The sequence below is a fragment of the Arthrobacter sp. 05T444 genome, from assembly GCF_056395905.1.
The window spans coordinates 89,902-107,227 of record NZ_JBFTKK010000004.1 but is presented as its reverse complement, the minus strand read 5'-3'; the positions used below and the strand labels follow the sequence as shown (position 1 = coordinate 107,227).

The 17,326-nt window shown below is 67.4% G+C and carries 15 protein-coding genes; 6 read left to right on the top strand and 9 right to left on the bottom strand.

Features of this window, described 5'->3' with window-relative positions; all coding sequences use genetic code 11:
* The first annotated feature begins 12 nt into the window (after nt 1–12).
* The 4 genes from AC1DD3_RS05720 to AC1DD3_RS05705 all read left to right on the top strand — a co-directional run bounded on the left by AC1DD3_RS05720 (nt 13) and on the right by AC1DD3_RS05705 (nt 3,929).
* Nucleotides 13–1,203, top strand: a complete 1,191-nt coding sequence (locus AC1DD3_RS05720) for a Re/Si-specific NAD(P)(+) transhydrogenase subunit alpha (protein WP_476881166.1) — start codon at nt 13–15, stop codon at nt 1,201–1,203.
* The gene (locus tag AC1DD3_RS05715; protein ID WP_230120009.1) at nt 1,203–1,559 is read left to right on the top strand and encodes an NAD(P) transhydrogenase subunit alpha part 2; all 357 of its coding nucleotides are present in this window, start codon (nt 1,203–1,205) and stop codon (nt 1,557–1,559) included. The genes AC1DD3_RS05720 and AC1DD3_RS05715 overlap by 1 nt, the downstream gene beginning before the upstream one ends.
* Complete coding sequence (locus AC1DD3_RS05710; protein WP_230120008.1) at nt 1,556–2,929, top strand: NAD(P)(+) transhydrogenase (Re/Si-specific) subunit beta; 1,374 nt, start codon at nt 1,556–1,558, stop codon at nt 2,927–2,929. The genes AC1DD3_RS05715 and AC1DD3_RS05710 overlap by 4 nt, the downstream gene beginning before the upstream one ends.
* Nucleotides 2,930–3,011: 82 nt before the next feature.
* The gene (locus AC1DD3_RS05705) at nt 3,012–3,929 is read left to right on the top strand and encodes a diacylglycerol/lipid kinase family protein (protein WP_230120007.1); all 918 of its coding nucleotides are present in this window, start codon (nt 3,012–3,014) and stop codon (nt 3,927–3,929) included.
* Nucleotides 3,930–4,059: 130 nt separating this feature from the next.
* Here the strand turns inward: AC1DD3_RS05705 and AC1DD3_RS05700 are convergent, their stop codons facing one another.
* The 6 genes from AC1DD3_RS05700 to AC1DD3_RS05675 form a co-directional block, all read right to left on the bottom strand.
* Nucleotides 4,060–4,788 (bottom strand): maleate cis-trans isomerase family protein, encoded by a 729-nt coding sequence (locus tag AC1DD3_RS05700; protein WP_476881165.1) that lies wholly within the window; start codon nt 4,786–4,788, stop codon nt 4,060–4,062.
* Nucleotides 4,789–4,796: 8 nt separating this feature from the next.
* The gene (locus AC1DD3_RS05695) at nt 4,797–6,233 is read right to left on the bottom strand and encodes an amidohydrolase family protein (protein WP_476881164.1); all 1,437 of its coding nucleotides are present in this window, start codon (nt 6,231–6,233) and stop codon (nt 4,797–4,799) included.
* Between the two features lie 53 nt (nt 6,234–6,286).
* The gene (locus tag AC1DD3_RS05690; RefSeq protein ID WP_476881163.1) at nt 6,287–7,078 is read right to left on the bottom strand and encodes an aspartate/glutamate racemase family protein; all 792 of its coding nucleotides are present in this window, start codon (nt 7,076–7,078) and stop codon (nt 6,287–6,289) included.
* Entirely contained in the window at nt 7,075–7,758 is a 684-nt protein-coding gene (locus AC1DD3_RS05685; RefSeq protein WP_230120003.1) for a GntR family transcriptional regulator, read from the bottom strand. Before AC1DD3_RS05685 ends, AC1DD3_RS05690 begins: the two co-directional genes overlap by 4 nt.
* A gap of 83 nt (nt 7,759–7,841) precedes the next feature.
* The gene (locus AC1DD3_RS05680; RefSeq protein ID WP_230120002.1) at nt 7,842–9,206 is read right to left on the bottom strand and encodes an MFS transporter; all 1,365 of its coding nucleotides are present in this window, start codon (nt 9,204–9,206) and stop codon (nt 7,842–7,844) included.
* 386 nt (nt 9,207–9,592) lie between these two features.
* Nucleotides 9,593–10,468, bottom strand: coding sequence for an amino acid-binding protein (locus AC1DD3_RS05675; RefSeq protein ID WP_476881162.1), 876 nt, complete (start codon nt 10,466–10,468; stop codon nt 9,593–9,595).
* Between the two features lie 202 nt (nt 10,469–10,670).
* Here AC1DD3_RS05675 and AC1DD3_RS05670 point away from each other — a divergent pair, with 202 nt between their 5' ends.
* Nucleotides 10,671–11,636: an SMP-30/gluconolactonase/LRE family protein gene (locus AC1DD3_RS05670; protein WP_476881161.1), complete on the top strand. Its 966-nt coding sequence runs from the start codon at nt 10,671–10,673 to the stop codon at nt 11,634–11,636.
* Between the two features lie 129 nt (nt 11,637–11,765).
* Complete coding sequence (locus AC1DD3_RS05665; protein ID WP_476881160.1) at nt 11,766–12,815, top strand: FUSC family protein; 1,050 nt, start codon at nt 11,766–11,768, stop codon at nt 12,813–12,815.
* A gap of 18 nt (nt 12,816–12,833) precedes the next feature.
* Here AC1DD3_RS05665 and AC1DD3_RS05660 read toward each other — a convergent pair whose 3' ends face one another.
* From AC1DD3_RS05660 to AC1DD3_RS05650, 3 genes are all read right to left on the bottom strand, one after another.
* The gene (locus AC1DD3_RS05660; RefSeq protein ID WP_476881159.1) at nt 12,834–13,295 is read right to left on the bottom strand and encodes a hypothetical protein; all 462 of its coding nucleotides are present in this window, start codon (nt 13,293–13,295) and stop codon (nt 12,834–12,836) included.
* Entirely contained in the window at nt 13,292–15,700 is a 2,409-nt protein-coding gene (locus AC1DD3_RS05655) for a molybdopterin oxidoreductase family protein (RefSeq protein WP_476881158.1), read from the bottom strand. The genes AC1DD3_RS05660 and AC1DD3_RS05655 overlap by 4 nt, the downstream gene beginning before the upstream one ends.
* 137 nt (nt 15,701–15,837) lie before the next feature.
* On the bottom strand, nt 15,838–17,163 hold the full coding sequence (locus AC1DD3_RS05650) for an MFS transporter (RefSeq protein ID WP_230120818.1): 1,326 nt from the start codon (nt 17,161–17,163) through the stop codon (nt 15,838–15,840).
* Between the last annotated feature and the right edge of the window lie 163 nt (nt 17,164–17,326).

Below are 17,326 nucleotides of genomic sequence, written 5' to 3'. Positions count from 1 at the left end.
GGGGAGTGGCGGGTGAAGCTGGGCATAGCGCGGGAACGCCGGGAGGGCGAGCGGCGGGTTGCCGCCACGCCGGAGACCGTGAAGCAGCTGGCGGGACTGGGCCTCGAGGTGCTGGTTGAGTCCCGGGCGGGGGTCTTCGCCGGGCACGGTGACGACGACTACCGCCAGGCGGGCGCCCAGATTGTGCAGGACCTCGACATCGGGGACCTCGACGTGTACGCCCATGTCCACCCGCTTGAGCCTCCGACGGCGGCGGCCTTGCGCCGGGGGGCCGTCACCGTGGGCCTGGCCTCGCCATCGTCCGAGCTGGCCACCGTCCGGGCGCTGGCCGAGGGTGGCATCACCTCGTTCGCCCTGGAGCTCGTGCCGCGGATCTCCCGTGCCCAGTCCATGGACGCCCTGTCCTCGCAGGCCCTCGTGGCCGGCTACCGCTGTGTGCTCGAGGCGGCCATCCGGTTGCCCCGGTTTTTCCCCCTCTTCATGACCGCGGCCGGAACCGTCCCGCCGGCGCGGGTGCTGGTCCTCGGCGTCGGCGTGGCCGGCCTGCAGGCCATCGGCACGGCCAAGAGGCTCGGCGCGCGCGTCTCGGCCAACGACATCAGGCCCTCCTCTGCGGAAGAGGTGACGTCGATGGGCGGCACCTTCATCAAACTGGACCTTGAAACGGCCGAGGCGTCCGGCGGTTACGCGCGGGAGCTCAGCGCGGACCGCGGCGCGCTGCAGCGCCAGCTCCTGGCTCCGCATGTCGCCGAAGCGGACGTGCTGATCACGACGGCGGCCATCCCCGGCAGGCGGGCACCGCTCCTGGTGACCAGGGAGATGGTGCAGGGCATGCGCGCGGGATCCGTCGTCGTCGATCTCGCCGCGGAGTCCGGCGGCAACGTGGAGGGCTCCCTGCCGGGCAGGGACGTGCACATTCCGACCGCCGACGGAAGAGGTGCCGTCACCCTCGTAGGGCTGAAGGACGCCCCGTCCGCCATGCCCGCAGACGCTTCGCGGCTCTACGCGAAGAACGTGGCCAACCTCCTGGCACTGATGACCTGCGACGGCACGGTGGCCCCGGAGTTCGACGACGACGTGGTGGCCGGTGCCTGCCTGACGCACGACGGCGTGGTGCGGCATGCGCAGACGGCAGAGGCACTCGCGGCGCTCGGCCAGGGAGACGAGGCCGAGAAGGCGTCCGAGAACAAGGGGGTGGTGTGATGGACGGCATCAGCCTGCTGACGATCACCGTGCTGGCGGTCTTCGTGGGCTTCGAGGTGGTTTCCAAGGTTTCCAGCACCCTGCACACGCCGCTGATGTCCGGCGCCAACGCCATCCACGGCATCATCCTCGTGGGCGCCATCATCGTCGCCGGCCAGGCCGCGCATCCCTGGGTGCTGGCCGTGGCCCTGCTCGCAGTGGTTCTCGCGACCGCCAACCTGGTGGGCGGCTTCGTGGTGACGGACCGGATGTTGGAGATGTTCCGGGGCCGCAGGGGCAACGGTGGCAGGCCGGTCCCGCCGGATGGCCACCGGCCGCGGTCGGAAGCGTCCGACAGCAAGGACGGCGCCCGGTGACACTCCTCGACCCCACCCTCACCGGGCTGCTGTACCTTGCCGCGGCCGCGTGCTTCATCCTGGCCCTCAAGGGCCTCAACTCGCCGCGAACCGCACGCCGCGGCAACCTCATCGGCGCATTCGGCGCCCTGATCGCCGTCGTGACTGTCTTCTTCTCCGCCAGGCTGGACAACGTCCCGTGGATCCTGGGTGCCATCGCGGTGGGATCCGGGGTTGCCGCACCGGTGGCCCGGCGCGTCAAGATGACCCAGATGCCGCAGCTCGTGGCGCTCTTCAACGGCGTGGGTGGCGGCGCGGCCGCGCTCGTGGCCTTGCTCGAGCTCCCGGAAGCCGACGATCCCTGGGTGCGCCTGGCCATCGTCTTCACCCTGCTGGTCGGAGCCGTGTCCTTCGCGGGCTCCGGCATCACGTTCGCTAAATTGCAGGAGCTGATGACCACCCGCCCGGTGGTGTTCCCGGGCCTGCCGGTGCTCATGGGCGGCGTGCTGCTCCTGGCGGTGGGCGCCGCCGTCGCGGTGGTTCTTGGCGGTTCCCTGGCGCTCGCGCTGGTGCTCCTGCTGCTGGGGCTGCTGGCCGGTGTGCTGCTGGTGCTGCCCGTGGGCGGGGCGGACGTGCCCATTGTGATCTCGCTGCTGAACGCCTTCACCGGCCTGGCGGTCGCGGCCTCCGGCCTGGTGCTGGGCAACGTGCTGCTGGTGGTGGCGGGCACCCTGGTGGGCGCCTCGGGCACCATCCTCACCCGGGCCATGGCGGCGGCCATGGGCCGCAGCGTCGCCGGCATCCTGTTCGGGGCCTTCCGTGGAGGTTCGACGGCGGGGTCGACGGCGGTGAGCGACCGCCCCGTGCGCTCCTCCAGCGCTGAGGACGTTGCGGTGCTCCTGGGCTACGCGCAGCGGGTGATCATCGTGCCCGGGTACGGCCTCGCCGTGGCTCAGGGGCAGCACACCGCGGCCGAACTGGCGCAGGCCCTGGAGTCCCGCGGCATCAAGGTGGACTTCGCCATCCATCCGGTGGCGGGGCGCATGCCCGGGCACATGAACGTGCTGCTGGCCGAGGCCAATGTGCCGTATGAGTCGCTTAAGGAGATGGGCGAGATCAACTCCGAATTCAAGACAGCCGACGTCGCGCTGGTGGTGGGCGCAAACGACGTCGTCAACCCCGCCGCGAAGACGTCCTCCGGATCGCCGATCTATGGCATGCCCATCCTCGAAGTCGCCGACGCGCGGCAGGTGGTCTTCCTGAAGCGCTCACTGCGGCCAGGATTCGCCGGGATCGAGAACGATCTTATGTACGAGCCGCAGACCACGCTGCTGTTCGGCGACGCGAAGGAATCCCTTACCAAGGTGCTCGGGGCGGTGAAAGCGCTGTAGGCAGCTGCAGCGGATTTCCAGCCAACGCGGTTACGATTTGAGTTCCGCAGCCTAACCGCCCTTACTGAAGTCGAAGGACACCATGACAACCAACAAAGCCTCCTCACCCCAACGGGCAGCCGTGGTTATCAACCCCGTCAAGGCCGTCGGTTCCGACCTCCGCGCCTCGCTGGTCCGCCTCTGTGACACACAGGGCTGGGCGGAGCCGCTCTGGCTGGAAACCACGGAGGAGGACCCCGGCGTCGGGCAGGCGCGCGAGGCACTGGAGGCGGGCGTCGACGTCGTCATCGCCGCCGGCGGCGACGGAACCGTGCGCTGCGTTGCCGAGGTGCTCGCCGGAACCGGCACTCCGCTGGGGCTCATCCCCCTGGGGACCGGGAATCTGCTGGCCCGCAACATGGGTGTGGACATCAGCGACCCCGTCGCAGCCGCGTACGACGTGCTGAACGGCACCGAACGCACCGTGGACGTGGTCAGGAGCAGCTTCGACCACTCCGAGGACGAGAATGTGTTCCTGGTGATGGCCGGCGTGGGCTATGACGCCGCGATCATGGCGGACACCGTGGATGTCCTCAAGGATCGCATGGGCTGGCTCGCCTACGTTGAGGCGGGAATCCGGAAGCTGCCCGGCAAGCCGGTCAAGGCCACCATTCAGGTGGACGGCAAACACCCGGTCAAGCGCCGCATCCGCAGCGTGATGATCGGCAACTGCGGCCGGATCATGGGCGGAATCGAAATTTTTCCGGAGGCCAAGATCGACGACGGTGTCCTCGATCTGCTCATTCTTGCCCCCCGCGGCAGGCTCGGCTGGCTTGGCGTGGCGGCCGGGATCTTTGGCCGGCGGAAGAACGAGACCGAATCGGCCGAGTACTTCCAGGGGAAGTCCGCAGAGGTGACCCTGGAGCACGAGCAGGAGTTCCAGCTGGACGGTGACCACGTGGGAGCCGGAAAGCACCTGGCCATCAGGCTGGATCCCGGCGCACTCAAGATCCGCATGTAGCCCGCCCGGCGTGGCAGCGGCACGGCAGCGCCGTGCTGCAGCGTCAAATGTCGACGGCGGCGGGCCGCTCCCAGTGGGCGGGCCGCCGCCGTCTGCCTTGTCCGGGCTGCTGTAATCCAGCGGGCTGGGGTCAGTCCGCGAGCAGCCTGCCCCACCTTGGTGCGAGCAAGGGGGACCCGGCAAGTTTGAGGCAGTGCCACAGGGTCACGGCCACCGAGTCCAGCACCGGAACGCCGGTTTCCGCCTCGATCTCCGCCGCGATGTTGGCGCCGTAAAGGTTGGTGCACAGGTAGATAAGGGCGTCCGGTGCGGCTGCCGCTAGGTCCAGCGAGCCCGGCCGCATTTCCTGGTCGGTGACCCGCCCGAAGGACTCGTTGTCGCTCAGGCCCAGGGCCCGGTGGCCGAGGGTCTTGATGCCGTCCCGCTCGTAGGACGCCATGATGGCGTGGTTGACGTCCTCCGTGTACGGCGTGAACAGCCCGATCCGCTCGGTGCCGAAGGACCGGAACGCCTCGAGATAGGCGAGTGTGGACGTCGTGGCCGCAACGCCGGTGGCATCGGCAATTTCCCGAACGAGCTCACGGTCATGGCCGGCTCCCAGCCACGAGCCCGAGGTGCCGTTCCAGGCGATGACGTCCACGTCCGCCGTCGCGAGCAGCCGGGCCGCTTCGCGCATGACGGCCGGATCGAACTGCTTGTCCGAGGAATCGTCGAGGGCGATCCGCGTGACGGGAATACGCGTGAAGTGGATGGTGACGTCATCCCGGTCGCCCAGGATGCGGTAGCTCTGCGGCTCCAGGCAGGTGTTGGAGGACGGCACGATCATGCCGATGCGGGTCTTACGAGTTGTGGACGGCATGGATGCTCCTACTGTGCTGCAGAGAGGGTCGCGGGGGTCGGTTCCGGTGCTGCCGCGGTGTGTTCGCGGAAGCCGTTGCGGGCCACGAAGCGGCCTACGGGTCCCGGATCGTGGAAGCCGTCGCCGTCCACCACCACGCGTCCGGCTGACACCACCACCGCGGGCCAGCCGGTGAGTGCCACGCCGTCGAACGGGGAGAAGTCCGTGCCCATGTGCAGGTTAGCGCCATCGACGGTGCGTTGTTCGGCGGGATCGAAGACCACGAGATCGGCGTCGAAGCCCTCGGCGATGGTCCCCTTGCGGGGGACGGCGTTGATCCGGGCCGGTCCGGCGGAGAAGACCTCAACGAAGTCCTCCACGGTGTTCCCGGCGGATTCCATCATCGCGCTGAACGTGACGGGCATCCGTGTTTCCACGCCGGGCAGGCCGTGCGGCATGGCACGGATGTCGTCCGTGCGCTCGCGCTTCTGGGAGAGGTCGTAGCAGGAATGGTCCGAGGAGACCGTGTGAATGGCGCCAGCGGCAAGCCGTTCCTTCAGGGCGGCAACGGTTTCGGCGCTGCGAATCGGCGGGCAACAGGCGTACCACTCCGGAAACGCCGCCCCGTATACGGAGTCATCGAGGGTGAGGTAGTGCGGGCAGGTCTCCGAGTAGGCCTCCTGGCCGCGGGCGCGGGCCTCGCTGACCAGGTCCACGGCACCGGGCGTGGACTGGTGCACGAAATAAACGGGAGCGCCCGTGTATTCGGCCATGGCCAGCGTTTCCTTGACGGAGATTTCCTCGGCCAGCTCCGGGCGCGTCCGGTGCAGGTGCTCGATGCCGATCCTGCCGTCGTCGGCATGCTGCTGCGTGCAGTCGCTGATGATGGGGTCGTGTTCGGCGTGGATATAGGTGAGGCCGTCCAGCCGGACCATCTCGCGCATCACCTTCAGGATGGTGTCCCCGTCGGCCATGGTGGTGCCGCGGTTGGTGGTGTACATCTTGACCGAGCGGACGCCCCTGGCGGCGAGCTGTTCGAGCTGCCACGGCACCGTCTCGTCCCAGCTGACCACCGAGCCGTGGAGGGCGACGTCGCAGCGGGAATCCCGCGCCAGCTCCTTCTTGTTGAGCACTGCTGCCAGCGGGGTTTCCTGGGCGTCGCGGGGTATGCCGAAGTCGATGATGGTGGTGGTGCCGCCCCACAGCGCTGCCGTGGAGGTGGTGCGGTAGTCGTCCAGGGTCCGGAAGCGTCCGGTTACCTGGGCCACGTGGCAGTGGCCGTCCACGCCACCGGGGATGACGAGCCGGCCCGTGGCGTCGATGGTGCGGGCAGCGGCGGGGGCGGGCTCGGAGGCATCGACCAGCCGGGAGATCCTGCCGTGCTGGACGATAATGTGGGCGTTCTGGCGGCCAAAGCTGTTGACCACGGTGCCGTTGGCGATGACGAGTTCTGGAGTGCGGGACATCTTTGTCCTCCTTGGGACGAAGCCGGTAGGGGAAGCTGGTGGGGCCGGTTGGACTAGTGGGACGGGGCCGCGGCGGCGTGGGCTGTGCTCTGGGCGGCGTTCTGCGCTGTGGTGAGGGCGGCGTCGAGGTTTTCCGAGAGCCCCCTGCGGGCCTTGACGGGCGGCGGTGCGAAGGCGCCGGCGCGGTGGTGTCCGGACTGGAGCCCCACCACGGCCTCCGCCATGCGGATGCCGGCGGAGATGCCGTCCACCACGGGGACGGGGATCTGCCCCCGGAGTTCGCGGGCAAGTCCGGCGAGCGGCGCACCTGCCAGGATGACGACGTCGGCCCCGTCCGCTGCGACGGCCTGCCGGCTGAGTGCCAGCAGCGTTTCCTTGAAGTCCTGCTGCACGGAGCCGATGGCGTTCAGGGATTCATTGATGGAACGGATGGATGCCAGCCGGCCCCCGAGGCCGAAGCGCTCCACGCAGTCCAGATACCACGGCCGGATCCGGTCCGAAATGGCGATGATGGAGAACCGGTGCCCCTGCAGGGCGGCCGCGCAGAGGGCTGCCTCGGTGATGCCGATGACGGGCACGTCGGCGAGTTCCTTCAGAGCCGGCATGCCGGGATCGCCGAACGCGGCCACCACGACGCCGTCGACTTCGCCGGCGTGCTCGGCAATGATCTCGGCGACGGCACAGGCGGCTATCAGGGACTCAAAGCGGGTTTCGATGTACTCCACGCTGCGCCCGGCGGTGCGGACCACCAGCTCGGTATCCGGCGAGGCGGAGCGCAGGGCCTCGGACTCGATGAGGGCGGTGACGTCGTCGCTGATGTTGGGGTTGATGACGAGCAGTTTCATTTTTTCTTCCGATGCAGCGTGGGTTCGGTTTTCTGGAAGTCCTCGGGGAACTGCTCGCGGTACTTGCCGATGTGCGACGCTGACTGGGCAGCCGCCCGGTCCGGGTCGCCGCTGGCGATCGCACCGTAAAGTTCCCGGTGTTCCTGGATCAGTTCCGGCAGGTCGCTGACGTGGCGGAAAAGCCAGTGCATGCGGCCCTGGAGGGGTTCCAGCGCCGATTTGAGGAAGTTGTTGTCGGCGATGCCGGTGATGGCGTCATGGAATTCGCTGTTGGCGCGGTGCGCCTCCATCACGGCACCTTTGGTGAGGCAGCGCTCCGCCTCATCGAGCAGGCCCTTGAGGCGGGCGAGGTCCTCCCCGGTGGCGCGGACGGCTGCCAGCCGGCAGGCCAGCACCTCGAGCGACTCCCGGACGTCGAACAGATCCTCGACGTCCTTGGAGCTGAGGCTGCTGACTTCTGCGCCCCGGGCACCGCGGTCGCTGATGAGGCCTTCCATGCGGAGCATGCGCAGGGCTTCCCGGACGGGGAGCCGTGACACATTGAATTCTGTGGCGAGATCGCGTTCCACCAGCCGCGTGCCGGGAGCGTAGTGCCCTTCAAAAATCCGGGTGCGGAGGGTATCCCGGACGGCCTCGCGGAGGGGGCGTTCCTTGTCCTGGGTCTCTTCTGCGGTAAGCATGGTGCTCCATTCGGATTCTCGGGTGACGTTGCGCTCCCGGCGGCGGGAGGAGGTGCTGCGGTGCCTAGCTTAGGCTGGCTGGCCTAGACAGGAAGCCGCTTGTTGTAGTTCAGGGTGAGGACGGAGACGCCCATGATGATGGCGGATCCGACGAAGTAAAGCAGTGCCCAGGTGTAGGAGCCGGTGGCGCCGACAATCAGTCCCACGGCGATCGGGGTGACGAAGCCGGAGATGTTGCCGCTGAAGTTCATGGCGCCGCCCAGCACGCCGGCGTTGGTCCGGCCGCCCAGGATGGAGGGGATGCTCCAGAAGAGGCCCACCCAGCGGAGGAAGAACATGACCACGGACAGCAGGACAACCGCCGTCGTGGGATCTGCGACCACCGTGACGCCTACCAGTCCGCCGATGACCACGACACTGGAGATGCCCAGGAGTGTGCGCATCACGAGGTTGGCCGAGGCGCCGGTTGCCCGCCATTTGTCCGCGATGGTGCCGCCCAGGATTTCACCCACGAAGCCGGCCCCGAAGATCACGAACGTGGACCAGCCAATGGTCTTCAAGTCAAAGCCCTTGGCCTGGGCGAGGTAGAGCGGGCCCCAGGTCAGCAGGCCGTAGAACACTCCGTTGAAGCCGAGCCAGCCGAAGCACATGGCCCAGAAGGAACGGAACTTCAGGTAAGGCAGCAGGGCGCGCTTGCCCTTGCTGCCGTCGAGCTCGGCTTCGGCATCCTCGGCAGCGTGCGAGGCTTCGATGTACTCGGCTTCGGCGGCATTGACGCCGCGGTGCTGCCGCGGATTGTCGCGGACGTACCACCAGACGGCCAGGCCCATCAGGACCGTTGCGGCACCGGCAATGACGAACGAACTGCGCCAGCTGCCGGTGGAGGCGATCAGGCCGGCGATGAGGATGCCGCCCAAGCCTGCACCCAGCGGGGCACCGGCGTCCAGGATGGTGGCACCGCGGCCGCGCTCCGACTTGTGCATCCAGATGGCGTTGAGCTTGCCGCCGGCCGGCATGACGCCGGCTTCGGTGATGCCGATGCCGAGGCGGGCGATGAACATGCTCAGGAAGCCGCCGGCCATGCCCGAGGCGGCCGTCGCGGCGCCCCAGCCAACGCAGGAGGCGGTCATCACCTTGCGGGGACCGAACTTGTCGATCAGCAGGCCGACCGGGATCTGCATGAGGGCGTAGGTCCAGAAGAATGCGGAGAGCAGCAGGCCCACAAGCTCAGGGGCGAGATTGAACTCCTTTTGGATGATGGGCAGGGCTACCGAGATGGAGCCCCGGTCGATGTAGTTGACGGAAACCAGGACGAGCAGGAGCAGGAACATTTTCCAGCGGACGTTGGTGCGCCGTTGCACGCCGTCCTTGCCGGGCTTGCCGTTGGCTGAGGGGCCGGTGGTGCCTTGAGCCTCTGCGGTCACTGTTTCGGTATTGGGAATGGACACAGCTTCTCCTTCACGGGGAAGTTTACGGACAGGGAATCGAGCTGGATGAATCTGAAATTTGTTGGGGGGTGATGCTGGTGGAGACGTGCGGCCGCGGGGTGGGCGGCGGGAATTCTGGAGGGCAAAGTCTGAGTGGCGGAAGCACTGGCGATACCTGATGTTCCTGGGATCCTGTTCGGATCTCATTTGGGATCCCGTTTTGGGATCCCAAAATCCAAGGTAGAAGTGATGCGGCCCACTGTCAAGGGTTTCGGGACAGATGGCCGCCGCCGGCCCTATTTACCGATTGTGACTGGCCAAGACCCGGACGCGCTTGAAATGCCCGGACGCAAGGGAACAAGCCGCCGGCTTCCGCCGGCGGCTTGTCTCTGGCCTGGCTACGCCGTCTAACTTGACTGCGCGGTCGCCGGACGGATCCCTTCCTCAGTCGCCGGCACATGCGCCAGGATCTCGGCGAGTTCCGCGAGCCGGTGCGCCCGGGCCGATTCGGCGGGCGTGAAAGGCTCGCCCGGGCGGTAGAAGGTGATGGGTCCGTGCCATGCCGTCGGAATCTTAAGGAGGGTCCCGGCGTCGTTCGTTTCCCCCGGAAGCTGGGCGGATTCGGCACCGGGATCGAGGATCCGTGCGGACAGCAGCTCGGCGACAGCCAGCGGAAGCTCCCCGGGAGTCGCGGCGATGCGCGCAGCGAGGCTCAGCGCCTTGGTCTGCCCGTCAGCCATCGCCAGGGCGGTGGTCGGCCACACCTGCGGATGCCTGCCGCCGCCGTCTTCAAGCGCGTCGAGCAGCTCGCGCTCGCCAAGTTCCCCGGGTGCCGACAGTACGAATTCGTCCATCACGCCGCCGCGGACGGGATGGACATGAATGCTCAGGATATTGGTGTCCAGCAGCGCCAGCGACCGGGTGATTTTCTTCAGGGAGCCGGGCTGGTCCCGCAGAACGGTCCTGGCCCGCCACAGGGCAGGAGCGGCGCCAAGCCGGCGCCGGTGCCGCAGCGCGGGCGCGTGAAGCCAGCGCCGCAGGATCCGCGCCGCCGACGGTTCCGCCACCCAGATCACCAGGACGGTGGCCGTGAGCGTGAGGACCAGGACCTTTGCCAGGTAGGGCAGGTGTGTCTGCACCACCAGGGCATGGACCAGCAGTTCGATGGGGAGCATGACGGCGACATTGGCCACCGTGAGGCGGGTCTTGGGAGGCTCGGGCATCTGGCCGCACACTTCGCAGCTCAATTCAGCCGCGGCAGGAATCGGTGCTTTAGGCTTCATGCCTTCATCGTGTCTGGCTGCTGTTACGGGAGCATTGCCCGGGGGTTCCGATCTCGGGAAGAATTTCCGGCCGGACAGGGGTTTCCTGTTGCGTCGCGCTCTGGCCAGCCATAACGGCCGAATCTACACTGAAGAGACCATCGTGCGGAGCTCCCGTGCACCGGCCAGCTCGCACGGAACACAGCCAACTCCGGAGAGCAAAATGCGCCACAGCACAGGAAATTCTGGTTCTGCACGCCGCCGTGCCGCCATCGGGCTGATCGCCCTGGCGTCGCTGCTGGTCCCGGCACCCGTCATGGCCGCCAGCCAGCCGCAGTCAGAGGACGGACACTCGGTCATCGTCCTTCCCGGCGCCAAAGGTGCTGAAGGCATCGCGGCCGGCGAAGACAACACCTTTTTCGCGGGCGACCTTGTCACTGGGGACATATTCCGCGGCGACATCCACAAGGGCACCGCGAAGAAGTTCATCGACGTGCCTGACGGCCGGGTGGCGGTGGGCATGAAGGCCGATACCCGGAACGACCTTCTCTTCGTTGCCGGCGGGCCCACCGGTCAGGCCTATGTGTACAGCACCGAGACCAAGAAGACGGTCAAGACGTACCAACTAACGAAGAAGGCGTCTTTCATCAACGACGTGGCTCTGACCTCCGATGGCGCCTGGTTCACCAACTCCCAGGCGGCTGAGCTGTACTTCGTCCCCGTTGGTCACGACGGTGGCCTTGGCAAACTCCGGACTCTGAAGCTGACAGGGCCGGCAGCCGCGCTCACGAAAGGCTTCAACCTCAACGGCATCGCCTATTCCAGTGACGCGCGCCGACTGGTGGTTTCCCACTCCGACAACAAGGCGCTGTACACGGTCAGCCCACGGACCGGGGCGAGTGCCGAAATCAAGGGCGTGAAACTGCCGAATGTCGACGGCATCCTGGTGAAGGGCAGCACGGTCTGGGCTGTGCAGAACGCCTCCAACCAGATCAGCCGCCTCCGCGTGAACTTCCACGAATCAACCGCAAAGTTGCGCGGGGTCATTAAGAGCCAGCACTTCAACGTCCCGACGACGGTTGCACTCTTCGGCGATGACCTCGCCGCCGTCAACGCCAAGTTCGGGGTTCCGAACGCGAAGACCTTCGAGGTTGTCGTGGTGGACGCGCGGGGCCGCTCGCTCGACTGACGGAGACAAACGCAACACCATCGACTCCCCGTTTCACCGGGAGGGAGGGTAGCAGCCAAGTAAACTTACAATCGGACGCCAGCGCCGCCGTCGTGAGTTCCTAACCGCTACGAAAGGCGCCAATCCACCGTGAAGCTGCTGGCCGAGATGTTCACCGTTGCTCCGGCAAACAAGGACCATCGCGTCGCCATCCGGTGCGCAGTGGGGGTCTTCGTCCCGCTGATCACCCTCGTGCTGCTGGACCGCCTGGACTTGGCAATCTTTGCGTCATTCGGTGCGTTCACAGGGATTTACGGCCGCGGTGAGCTGCACAGGAAGCGTCTGTTCATCCAGGTGCGGGCCGGGTCGCTCATGCTCCTGGTCATGCTCCTGGCCACGTTGTCGGCCCGGAGCAGCGACGCGCTGGGGCTCTCGGCGTCCGCGAGCAGCTGGCTCCTGGTCCTGGCCACCACGCTGGTTGCCGGTGCCTGCTCCTTGGTCATCGCCAGGTGGCGGCACCGGCCGGCCGGCTCCCTCTTTCACATCTTCGCCTTCGCCGCGATCGCCTCCATCCCCAACCAGCCGCCGCTGTGGCAATGCATGCTGGTGGCCCTTCTGACCACGGTCTTCTGCCTGCTGCTGGGCCTGTCCTCCCGGGTGCTGCGCAGCCGCCGGACGCCGTGGGACATGCCTCCGCCCGTGAGGATCACGCCGGACGAGCGGCGGTCCGCGTGGCTTGAGGCCGTGGGCTACCTGGTCGCGGCAGGCCTGGCCGGGTCCCTGGCAACCCTCGTGGGGCAGTGGCTTGGGTTTGGCCACAACTACTGGGCCATGGTGGCGGCCGTGGTTCCCCTGGTGGGCCGCACTACGCGGCACCGCGTCGCGCGCGGCGTCCAGAGAATCATCGGCACAGTGCTTGGCCTCATCCTGCTCGCGGGCATCCTGCTGCTGCATCCCGTGCCATGGCAGACCGTCCTCGTGATCGCACTCTGCCAGTTCGGCGCCGAGCTGTTTATCGCCCGCAACTACGTCCTGGCGCAGGTCTTCGTGACGCCGCTCGCGCTGATCTCGACCCTGTTGGCGGCTCCGGCTCACCCGGATCTCCTGCTCCGGGACCGGATCGTGGAAACGGTGATTGGCGCCGCCGTCGGTATTGCCGTGGTGCTCGCGCCTACCGCCTGGGCGCGGCTGCGGCGCTAGCCCTCATGCGGCCGAGCCTCATTCGGCCACGAGGAGGGCCTGCGGTGCCGCCTGTTTCATCCGCGTCTTGAGCCACCCGATCTGCAGGTCAGTGTCTCCCTCGCATTGCTTCACTATGCGCTGGAGTTCCTCGTCCCGGTCCCCCTGGGCGGCCTGGCCCACCAACATCCAGGTGACATCGATGTGATGGACCAGCACGTACAGGTCCTGCAGATCCAGCAGCAGGGCGAGGGGCCCCGAGCGGACCTCCGTCACGCCGTTGGCCGTCAGGCGGTGCTCCTCTTCGCCCTCGACATCTTCGCCGTAGCGTTCGATGACCGGCTTCAGGGCTTCGCGGTGGACGTCGCACTTCTTGGCCAGCGTCTGAAGGATTAAGTGCACGTCGGGCTCGTCCACGTGGCCCTCGGCGACCACCCGGAACGATGCCGCCAGGGTCGCCTCCGCCTCGTCGAGCATACCGATGTAGACAGGCAGTTTCACGGCTGGCCTCCTGTGGCAGGGCGGGATGCCGCGGTGTCCGGCGCCTTGGACGGCCCGTCGCCGGCACGCAACCTTTCGACCCGGACCGCGGCATTCTTGAAGACCGGCTGCTTGGACACCGGATCCCATTCGGTGATGGTGAGTTCGTTGGCCGCCCGGGTGGGGCTGGCGGGCGAACCACCCTCGGACGTTCCGCCGTCGGGCGTGTCCCAGTACCCGTAGTGGAACGGTGCGAAAACGGTACCCGGGCGGATGTCCCCGACCCGCACGGGCACTTCGAGGCGGCCACGGCGCGAGGTGACCCGGACGATGTCCCCTTCCTTGCAGCCGGCGCTTGCCGCGTCCTGGACGGACATTTCGATCCACGGCTCGGGGGCGGCGTCGTTCAGGCGGCGGCTGCGGCCGGTCTTGGTGCGTGTGTGGAAGTGATAAACCGTCCGGCCGGTGGTGTATCGCAGCGGGTAGTCGGCGTCGGGCTCCTCGTGCGGCGGACTGTAGTCCAGTGCCTTGAACCACGCCTTTCCGGGCTGGACCGTTGCCTTGTAGACGGTTTCGCCGGTGGTGGCGCCGGTGAGGAGATCGTGCCCGTAGGACTCGCAATACTGCGGGGTGGTGGGGAATTCGCCGTCGGTGTAAAGGCGCTCGATGCCGTCCGGATGCGCATCGGTGCAGGGCCACTGGATGCCGCTGCCGCCCTTCAGTTTCGCGTAGCTGAGCCCGGTGTAATCGCAGGGCCGGCCGCGGGAGCACTCCTTCCATGCTTCAAAGCCGTCTTCCGGGCCCGACCAGTCAAGCAGCGGCCGGCCGTCCTTGTCTTTGAACTCCATCCGGCGCGCATAGTCGAGGAAGACATCAAGATCACTCTTCGCCTCGCCCGGCGGATCCACGGCCTTTTCGGACAGATGGACGGTGCGGTCCACGTTCGTGAACGTTCCGGTCTTCTCGCCCCAGGCCGCGCATGGGAGGACGACGTCGGCGCACTGGGCGGTCTCGGAAAGATAGATGTCCTGCACCACCAGGAAGAGGCTGTCCTTCCGGAGGATGTCCCGGATCCGGCTCAGCTGCGGCATCGACACTGCCGGATTCGTCGCCGAGATCCACAGCAGCCCGATCGATCCCTGCTCGGCGTAGCGGAAGATCTGCAGGGCATGGGTGGGAGATGCCCAGTGCGGGATGATGCCGGGGTCCACGTTCCAGATACCGGCCAGCTCCCGGACGTGCTCCTCGTTCTCCCAGTTGCGGAAGGCGGGCAGATCGCCGTCGGCGCCGCATTCCCGGTTGTTCTGCGCGGTGGGCTGGCCGTTCATCTGCAGGACGCCGCGGCCGGGGGAGCCCAGCATGCCGCGGAGCAGATGCAGGTTATTGACCTGGCAGGCCGATGCCGTGGCGTGGGCCGACTGGTAGAAGCCCTGAAGCACCGTGGAGAGCACCCTGTCGCTCGTACCGAAAATTTCGGCGGCGCGGCGGACGTCCGCAGCGTCCACACCGCACGTTTCGGCAACCCTTTCCGGCGTCCAGGGGTCCACCACGCTGCGCAGCTGCTCCACGTTGGCCGTGTGCCGCTCAATGTAGTCCTCGTCGATCCAACCGTTGGTGAAGAGTTCGCGGATCAGGCCGTTCATCAGCGCAAGGTTCGTCCCCGGATGAACCGGCAGGTGCACCTCGGCGCGGCGGGCCACCTCCGTGTCGCGCGGATCCACGCACACCAGCCGCGGCGGGTTGGGGCCGTCCAGCCGGTCCAGCACCCGTGACCAGAGAACCGTCTGCGTCTCGGCCATGTTGTGGCCGTACAGGAACATGGCGCTGCAGTGGTCTATGTCCGTGTAGCTGCCCGGCTGGCCGTCCGCGCCGAAGGATTCCTTCAAGGCCGCGGCGGCAGTGGCGGTGCACAGCCGCGTGTTGCCGTCCATGTGCGGCGTTCCGATCCCGGCCTTGCCAAGGATTCCCAGGGCGTAGTACTCCTCCAGGAACAGCTGGCCGCTGGTGTAGAAGCCGTGGCTGAGCGGTCCCTTGCTGGCCAGCAGGTCCTTGCTCCGGTCCACGATCCGGCCCATGGCGGTGTCCCAGTCCGTCTCCACGAGCTGGCCGTCCACCCGGATCAGCGGGCGGGTCAGCCGGTCCTTGTGAGTCTCGCCCTGCCAGCTTCCGTACAGCCCCTTGGGCCCCAACCGGCCGCGGTTCACCCGGTCCTGCACGCGGCCGCGGATGCCCACCATGCGGCCGTCCTTGACGGCGATGTCACACCCGCAGCCGTTGCTGCACAGGACGCAGGCCGACTGCACCCACTGGTCCACGTCGTCCCCGGTCAGCCCCTCCGCCAGGAACTGGTCCACCCGCTCGGGCCAGTCCTGGCCGCTCCCATAAGGTGTTCGCTCGCCCCAGATCTCCGTAATCCGGTCCGTCATCGGTTCACCCTCCAGCGATGGTAAGTGCGCTTGGTGTTCCTAGAGTACTCGCCGCCCTCGCGCGTTTGACCGGCCCTGGCCCGCACGACCGGCCCTGGCGGGGCCGGTCATGCGCTCAAGGGCCGGTCAAACGGAGATCAGGTTCGTGCCGCAGTGATCGCGTGGGGGACGGTCGCCAGTGCGACGACGGCCAGGAGGGCCGCAGCGCCGAAGACGTAGAAGCCCCACGGGTACGCGATGCCTGCCGCCACCAGCGTCCCGGTCACGGCAGGGCCCATGATGGCGCCAAAGCGTCCCACGCCGGCGGCGAAGCCGAGGGCGGTCCCGCGGAGCCGGGCCGGGAAGAGCTGGCTGACCCAGGCATAGACCAGGACCTGCGAGCTGAAGACGAAGACGCCTGTGACAAAGACGGCGGCGTTGAGGAGGAACTCGCTCTGGATTTTGACGCTGAGCACGGCGAGGAAAACGGCGGAGAGGCCAAACCAGAGCAGGACGATCTTCTTGGTGCCGTGCTTGTCCGCCAGGATGCCGGCCACGATCAGGCCCACCACGGCGCCGACGTTGAGCACGAGCAGCAGGACCAGCCCGGTGCTTACGGTGTATCCGGCAGCGGACATGAGTTGCGGCAGCCAGGTATTCAGGCCGTACACGAGGAGGAGCCCCATGAACGATGCCACTGCAATGCCGAGTGCCACCAGCGGATAGGGCTTCTTTGTGAGGTCGCGGAAGCTGGCGCGTTGGCCGGCCGGATCGGCGGGCAGCAGGGACGCAGGCGCAGCCTCGGGCTCGGCGGCGGGGACTGCGATCGGGCGGTGTGTGCGGGCGTTCGTCTGGGGCGGGCGGACTTCCGCGTCCTGGAGTTCGGCGCCCTCCTGCGCATGTACAGGGGGCAGTGTTTCCGGGAGCCGGAACCAGAGGAACGGCACCAGAACGAAGCCGGCAAGTCCGCCCACCACGAACATGATGCGCCAGTCCGGCACCACCATGATGGCTAGAAACGCAGTGGCCACGGCGCCCACGTGGTAGCCGGTCATGGTCCGGGTAGTGGACTTCCCGGCGGTGCCGGCCGGGGCGTAGTCGTTCATGTACGCCAGTGCAGCCGGCAGGCAGGCGCCGAGGCCCACGCCGGCGAGGAGCCGGAAAACGCCGAACATAGCCACGTTGGGGGCGAACACCACGGCGATGGTGAAGAGGGAGAACCAGGCTACGCACGCCACGAGCAGGCGGCGGCGTCCGAACCGGTCGGAGAGGGGAGCAATGAACAGCGCGCCGATGCCCACGCCAACGAGGGAGATGGTGGCTGCATAAGTGGCTCCCACGGCGTCGAAGCCGAGTTCGTGGGTCTTGATCAGGGTGGGAATGACGGTGCCCAGCACCACCAGGTCGAATCCGTCCAGCATCATGGCCAGCCAGCAAAGCCAAACGGGCCACTGTGAACGGCGGGCGACTGAGAGCGTTGACATCGGAACCTCGTTGTTCGGGTTGAGTTGTTCGGGTGGAGCCTGTCTGTGGGGGCTGTCCGGAGCCACTGCTTCGAGCCATAGGTCCGAGTAGTGGTCTCGAGTGACTGTCCGGCAGCGGAAACTGCGCAACTGGTCGGGCGGCCGCGCAGGCCGCGGCGTCGTC